Source organism: Candidatus Palauibacter sp., assembly GCF_965208055.1.
GTDB lineage: Bacteria > Gemmatimonadota > Gemmatimonadetes > Palauibacterales > Palauibacteraceae > Palauibacter.
The window spans coordinates 3,068,854-3,083,224 of the sequence record NZ_CBDBNY010000004.1 but is presented as its reverse complement, the minus strand read 5'-3'; the positions used below and the strand labels follow the sequence as shown (position 1 = coordinate 3,083,224).

Sequence of the window (14,371 nt, the reverse complement as noted above, 5' to 3'; positions counted from 1 at the left end):
GGATAGATGTCGGAGACTTACGACGTTGTCGTGGTCGGGGCCGGACCGGCCGGCTACGTGTGTGCGATCCGGGCCGCGCAACTCGGACTCCGGACCGCCTGCGTCGAGAGCGGGTCGTACGAGGGCGGCCTCGGCGGCACCTGCCTCAACTGGGGCTGCATCCCCGCCAAGGCGCTGCTCGAGAGCGCCGCGCTCGCGCACAACCTCCAGCACCACGGCGCCCGCATGGGCGTGAAGCCCGTCGAGGTGGAGTACGACTTCCCCGCCGCCGTGAAGCGGAGCCGCATGATCACGCGCAAGCTCACGGCCGGCGTGAAATACCTGCTCGGCAAGAACAAGGTCGACATCGTACAGGGCCGGGGCCGGCTGGCGGGGGCGGGCCGCGTCGCGGTCGAGTCGGACGGCGAGACCCGGGAGATCGCCACCCGCAATGTCATCTTCGCGACCGGTTCCGTGATGAAGACCTTCCCCGGCTTCGAACTCGACGGCGAGAAGGTGATCGGCAGCCGCGAAGCGCTCGGACTCCAGGAACTCCCCGCGAAGATGGCGATCGTCGGGGCCGGATTCGTGGGCGTCGAGTTCGCCGATGTCTTCAACGCCTTCGGCGTGGACGTCACGCTGATCGAAGCGCTCGACACGCTCGTGCCCTTCGAGGACCCGGAGATCGGGAAGGCGCTCGAGCGCTCGTTCCGGAAGCGCGGGATCCGCAGCCTCACGAACACCCGGGTCAGGCAGTTGGACCGTGAAGCGAGCCCGATGGTTCTCACGCTCGTGAACCCGGACGGCAGCGAGACCGCCGAGGAGACGGACCTCGTGCTCATGGCCGTCGGGCGGCGGCCGGTGACGGAGAATCTCGGCCTCGAGAAGAACGGGGTCGCGGTGGAGGACGGCTTCATCAGGATCGACGGCTGGTGCCGGACGAACCAGCCGGGCGTCTACGCGATCGGGGATGTGGCCGGGCAGCCGATGTTGGCCCACGTCGGGTCGCACGAGGGCATCGTCGCCGCCGAGCATATCGCGGGCGTGGCCAAGCACCCGATGACGTACGGGAACATCCCCTCCGTCGGATACTGCCACCCGGAAGTCGCCTCGATCGGCATGTCCGCGGCGCAGGCCGAGGAAGCGGGCCACGAGGTCGTCACCGGCAAGTACCCGCTCGGGGCGCACGGACGGGCGCTGACCGCCGAATCCGCGGACGGGTTCGTGAAGATCGTGGCCGATGCCAAGTACGGCGAAGTGCTGGGCGTCCACATGATCGGACACAACGTGAGCGAACTCGTGGCGGAGGTCGGCATGGCGCGCGAACTGGAAGCGACGCTGGACGAGCTCGTGCGTCATGCGCACGCGCACCCCAGCATGGCCGAGGCCGTGATGGAAGCCGCGTTCGCCGCGCTCGGACGCTCGATCCACATGTAGGCGGGCGAGGCCGACGGGGGGCAGGCGGTGCTTCGATGAGCGGGGGGCGGCGGCTCCGGGTGGTCGACCTCGGGCGCCGCGAGTATCGGGAGGTGCTCGAGCTTCAGCGCTCCATCGCCCGCTGGCGTCGGAGTTCTCCGCCGGACCACGACCTCCTGCTCCTCGTGGAACACCTGCCGGTGGTCACCGTCGGGCGGGGATCGAGGGAGGACGTCACGCCCCCCGACCAGACATGGCTCGCCGAGGCGGGGCTGGATGTGGTCGAGATCGAGCGCGGCGGCGACCTCACGTATCACGGCCCCGGCCAACTGGTGGGCTACCCGATCCTCGACCTCCACGCGCACCGGAAGGACCTCCACTGGTATCTGCGCCGCATCGAGGAGGTGCTGCTGCGCGTCCTCGCGGAGTGCGGTCTCCCCGCGTTCCGGGTCGAGTCGTACACGGGAGCGTGGACGGGTTCTCCACCCGCCGGGAGCCTCGAGACGGTCGAGGACGACGGGTTCGGAACGGTCGCCGCCGGACGCGCGGACGCCCTGATCGGGGCCGGATCGATCCGCAAGGTCGCTTCGATCGGCGTGCACGCGAGCCGCTGGATCACGTCGCACGGCTTCGCGCTCAACGTGACGCCCGAGCCGCTCATCAATTTCAGCGGGATCGTGGCGTGCGGCATCCAGGGCGTCCGCATGACGAGCCTCGCGTCCGAGGGCGCTTCACTTGCCATGGAAGAAGCCGGGGAAGCGGTGGTGCGCGCCTTCCCCGCGGCCTTCCCCGGCCTCGCGCCGTCACCGGCGCCGGAGGTCGCCCTGCGCGCCTGACGTTCCCGCGGGCGCAGCACCCGGGCGATCTCGGAGATCATCAGGGAAGTCTCAGCCACAGGGGTGTCACGCGACGGGCCTATGTTGCTGATTCAGTAACAATCATGCCTGTGTTGACACTGAGACCCGGTGCGGGGTACTTGGGAGTTCGCTCCGGCCGATCGCGCCGGCGCGATCCCTGACGCCGACCCACTCCTCCCCCTTAAAGCGCTCCTCTCGGCCTCCCGCGAAGATCTCCCCGCGGTCCCGGCCCTTGGGTCGGCGCTGTGGATCCAAGATTTGGCCGACCGATCTCCTGACCGACATGAAGTCGCGTTGCCCCACGGACGTCCGGAGCTGGTGGAGTGTGCTGGACTGTCTCTCGGCCCTGATCCAACTCTCGAGCTACGATGAGATCGCGACCGAGCTACGAGCCTATAGCGCACCCGGACTTTCTGGACACTCGTTTAGCACGGTTCAACGTTACGGGGTCCGGAGAGAGGGGGTGCGAAGATGTCGGAGAAGCCGACGGAGGCCGAGGGCCTGCCGAAGCGCTGGAGTGCGCGCCGGAAGTCGGAGGTGGTGCTGCGGCTGCTTCGGGGCGAGGAGTTGAGCCGGGAGATCCGGGTTCCGCCGCCGGAGCTGGAGCGCTGGCGGCGGCTGTTCCTGGAGGGGGCGTGTGAGGGACTGAAGACGAAGAACGCGCCGGACGGGGAGCTGATGCGAACCCGTGCGAAGCTGGGGGAGATGACGATGCGGGTGGAGCTTCAGGCGGAGTGTCTGTACCCTGAACGACTTCGAGACGCTCGAGGAGGCCCGTGAGGTGATCGGGGCCTTCATCGAGCGCTACAACCGCAGCTGGCTCCTCCAGCGGCACGGGTACCTGACCCCGGACCGTGCCCGCGAGCAGCTCAGCCGCCGGGCAGCCCGATGGTTAAGCCGCCCCTCTGTCCAGACAACCGGGACCGCTACAAGTGTCGCCAAAGGCTCCGACCGTTAGATTCAGGGAACGGGAAGCCGGACCGGTGTGTCGGATCGCATACTTGGAACCGACGGGACGCTGACAAATGAGAAAGAGCATGAGCGAAGCGACTGAGCTAGCATTGCCGCGCGTTGTCCCAGACACGCATTGCGATTCTCACGCGGCAGCCTTCGCGGAAGCGAGGCGTCGAAGGGCTGAGGTGACAGCCGGTGCCGTGACCCGGATCCGGAAGTCTCCCTACGGGGGGTATGTCGTCGTTAGTGTTCCGGCGAAAGCCGTGGCCAAGGCCATCGGAACAGCGGGTGGAAGAGTCTTGGTCCGCGGTACTCACGGATACGGCGAGGTGTACTTGGATGAGTGACGAGGCTGTCAACCTCCCCGCCAAAATAGACGAGCAGCCACCCGATCTTCGGGTTCTCGTGGAGTTGATGTCCAAGGCTCTGGAACTGGAGACAACGCGGGTTGCAGTATCCACCAAGGAAGCAGAATTGCGGCCGAAGCCCTCAAGGTCGCGGACGCGGACAACGAGCGCCAGTACCAATTCCACTCGAACCGCTTTGAAAAGCAACATGGCCATCAGACGGAGCGCTGGCGTTCGAAGAACAAGAAGCAGTGGGTTCTCATAGGGGCAGCAATCGGGTTGCCTGTTGCGATCTTGACGTTCCTCTTCTTTGGCAGTTCCGACCAGCAGCAACAAGCCCTTCAGGTGATCGGGCACGCGATGTCCCTCGGTGCCGGGGTGGGGTTTGGGTACTTCCTCGGTGCCAGAGGGGACAAGGGCACCGACTAGCGCCAACGCGATCTAGTTGTTTTTGCTGCTGGGGTTCAGCCGACTGCACTCCGCTGCGTACCTGTTGGAAGGCGTGCAGGAGCCTGCTTGCTCCGTGTCACCGCTCGAACCCGAACGACTCCCCGCCGATCTTCAGGTCGCGGGCGTTGGCCTTCGCGATGTCGACGACATTCTTCGGATAACCGTTCTCCCCGGCGTGCCCCTCGAGGTCCAGGGTCACGCGGACTTCGGAGCCCGGTGAGCGAGTGAATGCGACGAGGCGCCCGTCCATGATCCGGGCGACCGCGAAGCCGGCCCGTTCCGGCTCGACGCACCCCCCGTACCGGGCAGGTGCCGGGCATTCTTCGCGATGTTCCACCTCCGGGCCAACTGGTACGAGTCGGTCAGCGAGATGCAGGAGGATCTCGACGCCTACATCGAGACCTACAACCGGAACCGTCCGCACCGCGGCTGCGGCATCGCGGGCGGGAACGTTGCCGTAACGCGGGCTTGGGCCGACCTTGTGGCGCGTCGCCCGCCTGTGCGGGTGGCCCGATGTTCGCCGCCGAAAACCGCCGCCCTCGCACAAGGATGGCTTGCGAAGATGATGATGATTCTCGGGATCCTGCTCATCAGCACGGTCGTCGTCGCCCTGATGCTCGGACACCTTGCCAGGATGTCCTTCCTGGAACGCGTGCTGCAGACGGCCGCGATGCTCGCCGCCGCATTCATCTTCTTCGGCCTCGTCGTCCTCCTCGAGTCTGCCACGCCCTAGCCGCTCTCCCGCGGCCAGCTAGCTGGCGGCGGGCTGCTAGCGGGCGGCTCGTCGCTTCCGGGAAAGGCGATCGATCTCCCGGAACGCGAAGGCGAGGACCAACACGAAGCCGGCCAGCGCGGCGGCGGTGCCGACGATGGATGGCGGCACCAGCAGCACGAGCGAAAGCCCTTCCGTGGATCCGTGGAAGTACTCGTTGAGTCGGTCAACGGCATCGCCGGCCGCGAAGTTCACGACCCAGAACGCCCAGGGCAGGAACCACAGCCGCCACCATTGGCGCGACCGGGCGCTCGCGTCCGCTTTTTCGAGCAGCCAGCGCCCCCAACCCGCCCATGCCAGGGCGCCGATCCCGGGGACCACGACCCCCACGCCAATCAGCACCGCGAGCCACCACGGAGATGCGACGCCTCCCGCCGTAGCCCAGACCGTCCAACCGGAAAAACTCGCCAGGACCGTCACGGCCAGCGCGACCAGGAGGATTTCCAGCCGTACACTCATTATCTCACTCCTTCCCTTTCATTCGCCCGAAGCGGATTGAACCGTCGTGGCGGGTACCCCGGCGCCGGCGGTCTCATTCGGTCCGTGGACGATCTTCGAGCCCTGCCAGGCCGCGAACCCGATCATGAAGGTGGCGAACAGACCCACCAGGAGCACGAAGTGCCGCAGCCGCCGGTCGTCCCGCTCGTGCAGCGCGAAGGCGGCGAGCGCGCCGGCGGTGAAGGCGGGGACGGCCGCCCATGTGGCCCAGAAGCGGTGGGTCTGGACGATGCCGGGCCGCACGAAGGTGCGCTCCGCCACGACATCGGCGGCGGCGAGGCCGGTCAGGTAGGCGGGGGCGACGAAGGCGCCGGCGATGACGAGGGCCACGAGCCCCCACAACTCGAGCGGCTCGCGGTCCCGCGCCCACCCGTACAGGCCGACGACGCTCCCGCACGCGGCGAGGACGATGGGGAACGAGTGGGAGACGATGTGCAGGTGTTCCCAGCTCACGGCGCCCGGCTCCGGCTCCGTGCGGCGCTCCGGCTCCGTGCGGCGCCTCGACTCTTCATCATCTTGACACGCCTTCCAGCCCGACTAGAATATCGCTTCCCAACTCCGCCCCCTTCGTCTAGTGGCCCAGGATACCTGGTTCTCAGCCAGGAGACAGGGGTTCGATTCCCCTAGGGGGTATGAAGCACCGCGGCGTGTTCGGGACGGTCCCCTTCGTCCGGAGCGCGCCGCTGTCCGTTGCATTATGCTCCTGAGCCTCGCCCCGCGCGTGCCTGCCGCCAGCGGAGTTTGGCGATCATCGAGAGGATGCCGGCGCTGGCGCCGACGACGCCCCGGACCGTTCCGCCCACCTTCGAGCGGCCGAAGCGGCGCCGCAAGGTGTCCACCGGCACTTCAACGACCCGCAGACCCTGCTGGATGGCCTTGACCTGCATCTCCACGGTCCAGCCGTAGGTGCGATCCCGCATGTCGAGCCGGCGCAGAGCCTCGGCCCGTATGGCGCGGTAGGGGCCGAGGTCGGTCACCGCCGCCCCCCACAGCAGACGTATGAGCGCGCCGGCCACCCGGTTGCCCGCGATCTGCGGGGCCGACAGGGCGCCCGGCTCCCTCCGGCCCAGCGCGCGCGATCCGATGGCCAGGTCCGCTCCGGCGGCGACGGCTTCCAGCAGCCCGAGGCCCTGCGCAGCCTCGAACGACCGGTCGCCGTCCGTGAACAGCACGATGTCGACGGGGCGCAGTTGCGCGAGGGCCGTGAGGCAGGCGAGTCCGTAGCCCGGCGTATCCTGCCGGACCGTCCGCGCCCCCGCCTCGCGCGCGCGGGTCGCGGTCCCGTCCGTCGATCCGTTGTCGCAGACGACGAAGTCGTCGACCACGCGCCTGCCCCGATCGTCGCGCAGCGCAAGCAGGTCGCCGACGACGACGCCGATATTCCGCTCCTCGTCCCGCGCCGGCACGACCACGCCGACCGTCATTCCCGCGTACACGCCGGCCGGCCCTCAGGCGACTCCGGCGCGCGACGGATCGTCGGTCAGAAGTCCACCTGGGCGAGGAACATGAACTGCCCGTCGGACAGCGTCGGGGCGTTGGGAGAATCCCCGAGCGCGGTGGCGTACTGCACGCCGAACCTCGCGTAGCCGTCCGGATACATGTTCACGCCGAACACCATGAACTCGCGGTCGGCGCCCAGAGCGGGCCGAAAGCCGTCGTAGCGGACGACGCCCTCGATCAATCCCCAGGGCCGGTACCCGAACTGAGCGTACCCGCCGTACGCCTCCGTTTCCGAGGGCCCGGCGCCGCCGAGAGAGGCATCGAGATCGAAGTCGGCCCGCAGGTACTCGCCCGACAGCGTCAAGCCGCGGTAGGAAAGCTCCATGTCCGCGCCCCAAAGGAGGCGTTCACCGGCGAAATCGGAGGTGATCCGCGGCGCCGCGGATCGATCTCCCGTGACGATGCCCGTGCCGAGGGACGCCGAGGTGTCCGTCGAATAGCCGAACGAAACGCCCGCCTGGGCAACGAACTCATCGTAGAAGGCGATCGTGCCGATCGAGTTGAACTGCACGCGGCCGGTGAACATGTAGTTGTCGTCATCGTTGGTGACGTCGCGTCCGTTCCCGTTGTACAGTCCGGCCCCGTACGAGAACCGGCCCTCGAGCGCCTCGCCGCCCGCCTCGACGCCGATCTGCCGGCCGGGCTTGATGGCGGTCACCGCCTGCGATCGATTCACGAAGGTGATGTCGGCCCGCGATACGACCGCTTCGTGGCTGAAGTTGGGCTTGAACATGCCGAACGTGATCCGAAACTCCGGCATCAGGGGCATCGTGACCACGGCGTCGTGAATCCGGAACGCGTCGCGCGACGCATCGTAGCGCGTCACGAACTTGTAGTCGAAGACCAGGCCGACCGACCCGCTCACCTTGAGACGCGACTCGAAGAGTTGAAATCCCTGGGCCCCGATGCCGGAATCGGAATGCGCGCGAGCGCCCGCGCGCAGCAGTCCCCCGATTTCGACCGGGAGTGACTCCTGGGCCGCCGCCGCCCCCGGCAGGGTGAGGGCCAGCGCGATGGCCGTTCGTGCGCACACTCTCGCGATCATTCAGTTCTCCTCATCGGTATCGGCGGGGTCGAAGTCCGCGTGAAGGTAGCGCCAGCCTCCCAGGCCGATGGTCGCATTGATCCAGAAGTGCCCGACGATGGCGGGGAACAGACTCCCCGTCCAGATGACGGTTGCGGCGAGCACAACGCCCAGCGCGGTCGCGCGGATCACGCCGGCCAGCTTCTGGTACCCGTGTCCGAGACCGAACGAGATCGAGACGATCAGCGCGGCCAGCCAGGCGTTTCCCGTCCACGCCGCGAGGGCCCACAACGCGAACCCCCGATACGCGTACTCCTCGCACACCGCCGCGATCCCGGAAAGCACGAGGAAGGCTCGCTTCTCCGCGGCATCCCGCGGCATGAGCATCATCACCGCGGCGGTCTCCCGGAGCCCGGCCAGCCGGGCGGCCGCCGTGAGGAGCCAGGCGAGCACCAAGCCCGTGACGGCGACCCCCAGGCCCCATAGCAACGCCCCGGCCGGGGCGCCGACCGTCCAGCCGAGCGCGGCCGCCGGGACATCCTGCCACGCCGCGACGCCGAGCGTCAGGAGTCCGAGGACGAGCAGAGATGCCCCCACCGACACATACAGCAGCACGCGGTGTTGCGCCGCCGCGGCGAGATCCGCCCCGCGGCGAGCGTCGAGGGCGGCGAGGACGGGCATGCCGACCAGAAGCAGCAGCGCCCAGGCCGCCGCGATCGGACTCGGAGTCTCGAGCATGGGCGGACGGATACGAGGAGAAGGTGCGGGGTGCAACTCGTGACGCCGAGGGCCTCGGGGCCGTTGACACCGCCGCGAGGTTCGGGGACGTTCTCCCCGCGGGCGGTCTCTCGGGGCCGCCGGCCTCTCGGCCCTTCACTCGAACGACGGCTCCGAACGCATGCCGCTCGATATCGCGATCGCCCAGTTCCGGCCCGCCAAGGGCGACCTCGACCGGACGCTGGACGCGTGCGCCGCGACGATCGAACGAGCCGTCGCGCAGGAACCCCGGCCGCGTCTGGTCGTGTTTCCCGAGACGGCGCTCACCGGGTATTTCCTCGAAGGAGGCGTGCGCGAACAGGCGCTCTCGGCCCCGCGGTTGTTCGAGGCGCTCAACTCGCGTGTGAGCGTGGAGGGTCTCGACATCGCGATCGGGTTCTATGAACGTGATGCGGGGGGGATCTACAACTCCGGACTGTACGCGACGCTGGGGCCCGCGGGGGGGATTCGTCACGTTCACAGGAAGGTGTTCCTCGCCACCTACGGCGTCTTCCAGGAGGAGCGTTTCGTCGAGGCCGGAGCCGGCATCCGGGCCTTCGATGGGCCGCTCGGGCGCACCGCCCTCCTGATCTGCGAAGACGGCTTCCACTCGATCTCGGGCACGCTCGCGGCGCTCGACGGCGCCTCCATCATCCTCATCCTCAGCGCCTCGCCCGCACGCGGAGCGGCCCCGGGGGCCGGGGCGCCCGACAACCTCGTTCGCTGGGACGCGCTCGCGAGCGCGGTCGCCGCCGAGCACGGAGTCTACGTCCTCGTGTCGCAACTGGTCGGCTTCGAGGGCGGCAAGGGATTCGCCGGCGGGTCCGCGGCGTACGATCCGCGCGGCCACCGCATCGTCGCGGGGCCGCTGTGGGAGGAAGCGCTGCTCCCCGTGCGGCTGGATCTCGGCGAGGCTGCCCGCGCCCGCGCGGATGAACCGCTCTTCTCCGACCTGGAGCGTTCCTGGACGCGTCTGCTCGTGAACAGCCCGGGCTCGGGCGTCGACCGACCCGCCGCCGAGATCGAATGAACGGGGAATGGCCGCCTGCCGGGGTCGCCGAGAGCCGTTCACCGCACCCCGCCGACCCGAGCCCGCTCGACCTCGATGTGGGCCTCGTGCGAAGCTGGCTCGCTCAGTTCCTCCGCGAGGAGATCGAGCGGCGGCGCGGCTTTCGGCGGGTGGTGGTCGGGCTGTCGGGCGGGGTGGATTCCGCTCTCACCGCTGCGCTGTGCGCGGAAGCTCTCGGCCCGGGAGCCGTGCTCGCCCTCCTCCTTCCCTACCGGACGTCAAGCCCGCGCAGCCGCGAGGACGCCCTTCTCGTGGCGGACGCGTTCGGCATCCCGACGCACACGATCGAGATCACGCGGGCCGTCGATGGCTATCTCGAGGACTTCGAACCCGGCGCCGGCGGGCACCGCAGGGGCAACGTGGCCGCGCGCCAGCGCATGATCGTCCTCTTCGACCAGGCGTTCAAGCTGTCGGCTCTCCCCGTGGGCACCGGCAACAAGTCGGAGCGGCTGCTCGGCTACTATACGTGGCACGCCGACGACTCTCCCCCGGTGAACCCGCTCGGAGACCTGTTCAAGAGCCAGGTGTGGGCGCTCGCGCGGGCCGTGGGAGTACCGTCCGAGATCATCGACAAGCCCGCGACGGCGGACCTGATCCACGGACAGACGGACGAGGGCGACCTCGGCGTCACCTACCCGGAAGCCGATCTCATCCTCCATCACCTGGTTTCGGGGCGCGTGCGGGATGAACTGATCGAAGCGGGGTTCGAGCGAGACAAGGTGGAGATCGTGGCGGGGCGGCTCGAGCGGACGCACTGGAAGCGGCACCTGCCGACGGTCGCGATGATCTCTCCGACGGCGATCGGAGAGTGGTATCTGAGACCGGTGGACTACTGAACGCTCACGGGTTCGGCCCCCCGGCGCGAAGAACGTCGAGGAGCAACTTGGCAGATGGTGCGGCCGACTCGACACGAGACGGATCGATCCTGCCCAGGATCTCGAAGCTGTCCGATCCCTTCCGATAGGACTCTTTCTTCGTCTTCAGATTCCGGGTGGCACGGATGAGGCCGTGCAACACGTCAGCCTTGATGACCTGCTCAAGGTGGGGGTTGGGGGGGAGCGCACTCGCCTGGAATCCTTGACCGTAGAACGATTCCAGGGCCGGCCTGTCGGCCAGGAACCATGACTCCATGACCTGGACCATGAGGTGGCAATGATCGTTGCTGGCCCCGTCCGGACGGTCCCAACCGTCCCCGTTCCGATTGCGAAGGTGCTCCCAGGAGCTTGCCGCCGTAAACGGATCTTCTGCATCCACGAGAAGCATCGGGACTTCACGCCCGTTCTTGAGGGCCGTCTTGAAGTCGTCGTAAGCGTCCTGGCGACTTCCGCAGGCCTTAATGCGCGGCATCTGGCCCGCAAGGCCCGCCTTCTCGAAGAACTTCCGGAAGCCTCGCCTACAGTCGGTCGTGAGCGCCTTGGAGTCCCCACCGCCCTCCACGTAGAGCTTGATGCTCACCAGCGAGTCCCTCCGATTTCTCCGCGCAACCACAGCTCTCCCAGTCGATACTTATTGAGCCAGGGTTCGAGTCTCTTGGCGCTGAGCCGCTTCAGTTGCGTGCAACCGCGAACCTTCTCGCAGACGACGATCGACTCGGGCGTTTCGGTGAGCGCATCGACCATTATGTCCGAGTGAGTGGTCACGATGAGTTGTGTACGACTGCTCGCATCGAGCAGGAGCATCGCCAGTTGCGAATGGATGTCCGGGTGCAGCCCCAGTTCCGGCTCCTCGATGACGATCAAGGGCGGCGGCGCTGGGTCGACCAGAATGGCCAGCAGACAAAGAAAGCGTAGCGTACCATCGGAAATGCGGCGTGCAGGAACGGACAAGTCGCCCTCGATGAGGTAGAGGGTCAGCACTCCGCCTTCCGGAACGACCTCGAAGTCGTTGAATCCCGGGCTCAGTTCACGGATCAGCTCGAGCATCCGACGCTTGACGATAGGGTCTCGTTTGAGCACGGCCAGGCGCGCGGGAAGGTTGTCGAAGTTCTCGGATAGATGATCCGCGCGCACGCTCGGGGAGCAGGCCTCTCTGACGGTGGCAGCCGGGCCGAACTGCCAGCGCCGGTAGATTCGGATCCGCTCCAAGGCATCCGTCAGCCGACCCAACTCCGGATACTCCTCAGGGTCCCTTCGCTGGGACAGGATAGACTGGGTCATGTCCAGGGCTTCTCGTCGAAGCTCGCGTCGGCTACCCCGGCCGCGGTCGCGCACGTTCAGCATCGGGCGACCGTGCTCGTACCCGAAGTAGAAGGATGGCTTCTCCTTGTCAGAAGGCCGATCGGCGTTCTCCAGCCGCTCGTCCAACACTACGAACGAATCGCCTTGGGCCCCGAAGACCAGCCGATATCGGACTGCCGGTTTCGTATGGTGCTGGGCGATTCGCCCTCCCGTGAACGCCAACTCGATGCGCGCGGAGTGCGCAGCTTTTCTGGAAGCGGGCTCCGTGCTCGCAGGGTCGGGCTTCCATAGCCAATCCCGCACGCTCCGACCGCCCTCGCGGATCGGCTGGGGTAGATCCCTCGGTACGGCACGCAGCACGGCTACGGCTTCAACCAGATTGGACTTCCCGGACCCATTCGGCCCGATGAAAACGTTCAACGGCTCCAGGCGAATCTCCGTAGCATCCCCAAACGAGAGAAAACCCTCGACGGTCATCCCTGTGAGAAGGGGGCCATATGGCTCGGCCATGTGCGTCTCCGTTCTTCGGAGGGATCACGGGTCACGAAGATGGCGCACCTCGCCAGAACTTGCTACCAAGCAGGGGAGGAGGCTGATGCCCTTGACGGATCGGTTGGTCGCCGGGGCTGGACGCTGGAGTAGTGACCTACGGCTCGTAGTAGCGGAAGATCTTGAGTTCGCCGTCCCAGTCGAGGACATCCTTGAAGATCCGCTGGGGCGGGATCAGGTCCCCGTCGCGTTCGAGGGTCACCCAGCAGTCGGTGTGCACGACGAAGCTCTCGAACGCCTCCGTGGGACCGCGGCACTCCGCGTCGATGAACTGCAGCTTCCGGTTCTCGTACACGCCGAAGAGGTCGGAGAGCGCCGCGCGGTTCCGCGTCCGGATATTCTTCCACGCGAGGTCCACGGGGTAGTTCACTTCCGGCGCGGAGGCCGGGAGTTCCGGCCACACCATCTCGTTGTGTTCGATCTCGGTGAGACGGACGCCTTCGAGGCGAAGGGTATCCGCCGCAGCCAGCCCGACGAGGACCGTGGTCGCCAGCTCCGCGAGGGAGCCGGCGGATCCGGGCAGTCTCTGCCCTCCAACGGACGGAGCATCCCCGCAGGATCCGGAAAGGATCGGTAGCAGACCCGATACGAGGATGAGGCTGGTGCGACGCATACGTGTGTTCTGTTAGCCCTGGTCCGACGTGGTCCAGCCTTCGATCCACTGCGGCATGTCCGGCGCGAAGGCGCCGATGTAGTCCACCGCCTCGAAGAAGTCGCTGCCCGCAGGCGGCTCGGCGAAGCCTTCGGTGAGCGGGGAGCCGTCGGCCGGCCGGAAGTCGGGCATCATGAGGTTGAACGGGTCCCTAAGCATCGGATCGTCCATCGAGTTGGCCCAGTCCTCCGTCATCCACAGGGCTTCCTCGTCGATCCCGTCGTCATCGCCCTCGAACATCCTTTCCTGCTGGCCGTAGAGGTAGCTGTTCCGGATCTCGACTCGGCCGACCGTCTCCGACTGGTCGACGTCGAAGCCCTTCTCGAAGCCGAGGATCACGGCGTTGTACACCGTTCCGTCGGTGCCGCGACGGAAGATGATCCCCCGCGTGCTCTCGCCGGCGGAGCCCGTTCCGGACTCCTTCCCGACCAGCGTCACGTTGTAGATCGTCGGGTCGGTCAGCGGCATGGCGTCGAAGTTCTCCTCGTTTCCATCGATCTCGAAGCCGTTGTCCGCGTCATCGGGATCCTGCTGCGCCGCCCAGAACTGCCCGCGGCCCTGCCAGCCCGTCGAGTAATCGAACGAGTCGTCCGAGGCGCCGGTGACGTAGGCGTACTTGAGGTCCACGGTGCCGCCGAAGAACTCGATCCCGTCGTCCGAGCCGAAGTGCGACTGGACGTACTCGAGCTGCGTGCCCGAGCCGACCCCGTTGAGCGTGAGGCCGTTCAGTTCGTTCCCGAAGCTGACTTCATAGCCGCCGTACTCGATGCGGACGTAGCGCAGCACGCCGCTGTCGTCGTCGGGCATGTTGCCGCCGTACGGACCCGAGTTGCCCTCGCCGACGCACTCATCCGCCGGGAAGTTGCAGTTCGAACGGCCGTTGAGGACGACCCCGCCCCAGTCGCCGCGGCGGCGCGAGCCCTCATCATTCGAACTCGTGAACACGATCGGCTCTTCCGCCGTGCCCTCGGCGACGAGCCGGCCGCCCTGACGGACGATGAGCGCCGAACCGGTGAAGTCGACGTCGCCCCTCAGCACCGTCCCGGCCGGGATCGTGACCGTCGCGCCGTCCTCGATGACCGTCGTCCCCTGGATGAAATAGGTGAGGCTCGGATCCAGTTCGATCGACTGCTCGATCGTCCCCGACAGCGTCGCCGTGGTCGGCGGCGGGGGAGGCGGCGGCGGCGGTGGTGGAGGCGGCGGAGGCGCCACGGGGGGCGGGGGCGGCGGTGGAGGCGGCGCAGGCGAGACGGGATCTTCCTCGCCCCCGCACGCCACATGGAAGCCACTCAGGAGCAGCCCGGTCAGAAACAGTCCGACCCGCCGGTTGCGTCGTGCCAGATTCATCGTGTGTTTCTCCTCAACGCTCCG

16 protein-coding genes and 1 tRNA gene are annotated in these 14,371 nt (G+C 67.4%); 7 read left to right on the top strand and 10 right to left on the bottom strand.

From position 1 onward, the window contains the following. The first annotated feature begins 6 nt into the window (after positions 1-6). The 3 genes from lpdA to ACOGXI_RS13630 all read left to right on the top strand — a co-directional run bounded on the left by lpdA (position 7) and on the right by ACOGXI_RS13630 (position 3,032). The gene (lpdA, locus tag ACOGXI_RS13640; protein ID WP_419939380.1) at positions 7-1,416 is read left to right on the top strand and encodes a dihydrolipoyl dehydrogenase; all 1,410 of its coding nucleotides are present in this window, start codon (positions 7-9) and stop codon (positions 1,414-1,416) included. 35 nt (positions 1,417-1,451) lie between these two features. After that, on the top strand, positions 1,452-2,231 hold the full coding sequence (locus ACOGXI_RS13635) for a lipoyl(octanoyl) transferase LipB (protein ID WP_419939379.1): 780 nt from the start codon (positions 1,452-1,454) through the stop codon (positions 2,229-2,231). Between the two features lie 492 nt (positions 2,232-2,723). Further along, on the top strand, positions 2,724-3,032 hold the full coding sequence (locus ACOGXI_RS13630) for a hypothetical protein (protein WP_419939378.1): 309 nt from the start codon (positions 2,724-2,726) through the stop codon (positions 3,030-3,032). 1,047 nt (positions 3,033-4,079) lie between these two features. Here ACOGXI_RS13630 and ACOGXI_RS13625 read toward each other — a convergent pair. After that, entirely contained in the window at positions 4,080-4,202 is a 123-nt protein-coding gene (locus ACOGXI_RS13625; protein WP_419939377.1) for a hypothetical protein, read from the bottom strand. Between the two features lie 129 nt (positions 4,203-4,331). On the opposite strand from ACOGXI_RS13625, the gene ACOGXI_RS13620 reads away from it, so the two are divergent. Beyond that, positions 4,332-4,736, top strand: coding sequence for a hypothetical protein (locus tag ACOGXI_RS13620; protein ID WP_419939376.1), 405 nt, complete (start codon positions 4,332-4,334; stop codon positions 4,734-4,736). A gap of 36 nt (positions 4,737-4,772) precedes the next feature. Here ACOGXI_RS13620 and ACOGXI_RS13615 read toward each other — a convergent pair whose 3' ends face one another. Together ACOGXI_RS13615 and ACOGXI_RS13610 are read right to left on the bottom strand one after the other, a co-directional pair. Further along, entirely contained in the window at positions 4,773-5,234 is a 462-nt protein-coding gene (locus tag ACOGXI_RS13615) for a hypothetical protein (RefSeq protein WP_419939375.1), read from the bottom strand. A gap of 18 nt (positions 5,235-5,252) precedes the next feature. Beyond that, complete coding sequence (locus ACOGXI_RS13610) at positions 5,253-5,726, bottom strand: hypothetical protein (protein ID WP_419939374.1); 474 nt, start codon at positions 5,724-5,726, stop codon at positions 5,253-5,255. A 107-nt stretch (positions 5,727-5,833) separates the two neighbouring features. On the opposite strand from ACOGXI_RS13610, the gene ACOGXI_RS13605 reads away from it, so the two are divergent. Further along, positions 5,834-5,906, top strand: a tRNA-Glu gene (locus ACOGXI_RS13605). A gap of 62 nt (positions 5,907-5,968) precedes the next feature. Here the strand turns inward: ACOGXI_RS13605 and ACOGXI_RS13600 are convergent. Genes ACOGXI_RS13600 through ACOGXI_RS13590 form a run of 3 tightly spaced genes read right to left on the bottom strand, consistent with a single transcriptional unit; the run spans position 5,969 to position 8,535 of the window. Continuing rightward, the gene (locus ACOGXI_RS13600) at positions 5,969-6,709 is read right to left on the bottom strand and encodes a glycosyltransferase family 2 protein (RefSeq protein ID WP_419939373.1); all 741 of its coding nucleotides are present in this window, start codon (positions 6,707-6,709) and stop codon (positions 5,969-5,971) included. Positions 6,710-6,753: 44 nt separating this feature from the next. Then, positions 6,754-7,818 carry a porin gene (locus tag ACOGXI_RS13595; protein WP_419939372.1) on the bottom strand — a complete coding sequence of 355 codons (1,065 nt, stop codon included), beginning with the start codon at positions 7,816-7,818 and terminating at the stop codon, positions 6,754-6,756. Continuing rightward, a complete protein-coding gene (locus ACOGXI_RS13590) occupies positions 7,819-8,535 on the bottom strand; it encodes a CPBP family intramembrane glutamic endopeptidase (protein ID WP_419939371.1) in 717 nt (238 codons plus the stop codon). Positions 8,536-8,695: 160 nt separating this feature from the next. On the opposite strand from ACOGXI_RS13590, the gene ACOGXI_RS13585 reads away from it, so the two are divergent. Both ACOGXI_RS13585 and ACOGXI_RS13580 read left to right on the top strand, forming a co-directional pair. Next, positions 8,696-9,583, top strand: a complete 888-nt coding sequence (locus tag ACOGXI_RS13585; protein ID WP_419939370.1) for a nitrilase-related carbon-nitrogen hydrolase — start codon at positions 8,696-8,698, stop codon at positions 9,581-9,583. Beyond that, positions 9,580-10,458 carry an NAD+ synthase gene (locus tag ACOGXI_RS13580; RefSeq protein WP_419939369.1) on the top strand — a complete coding sequence of 293 codons (879 nt, stop codon included), beginning with the start codon at positions 9,580-9,582 and terminating at the stop codon, positions 10,456-10,458. Before ACOGXI_RS13585 ends, ACOGXI_RS13580 begins: the two co-directional genes overlap by 4 nt. Before the next feature lie 4 nt (positions 10,459-10,462). Here ACOGXI_RS13580 and ACOGXI_RS13575 read toward each other — a convergent pair whose 3' ends face one another. From ACOGXI_RS13575 to ACOGXI_RS13560, 4 genes are all read right to left on the bottom strand, one after another. Continuing rightward, positions 10,463-11,077, bottom strand: a complete 615-nt coding sequence (locus ACOGXI_RS13575) for a DUF4276 family protein (RefSeq protein WP_419939368.1) — start codon at positions 11,075-11,077, stop codon at positions 10,463-10,465. Continuing rightward, positions 11,074-12,309, bottom strand: coding sequence for an AAA family ATPase (locus ACOGXI_RS13570; RefSeq protein ID WP_419939367.1), 1,236 nt, complete (start codon positions 12,307-12,309; stop codon positions 11,074-11,076). Before ACOGXI_RS13570 ends, ACOGXI_RS13575 begins: the two co-directional genes overlap by 4 nt. Before the next feature lie 136 nt (positions 12,310-12,445). Beyond that, a complete protein-coding gene (locus ACOGXI_RS13565; RefSeq protein ID WP_419939366.1) occupies positions 12,446-12,961 on the bottom strand; it encodes a hypothetical protein in 516 nt (171 codons plus the stop codon). Positions 12,962-12,973: 12 nt separating this feature from the next. After that, a complete protein-coding gene (locus ACOGXI_RS13560) occupies positions 12,974-14,347 on the bottom strand; it encodes a hypothetical protein (protein ID WP_419939365.1) in 1,374 nt (457 codons plus the stop codon). Between the last annotated feature and the right edge of the window lie 24 nt (positions 14,348-14,371).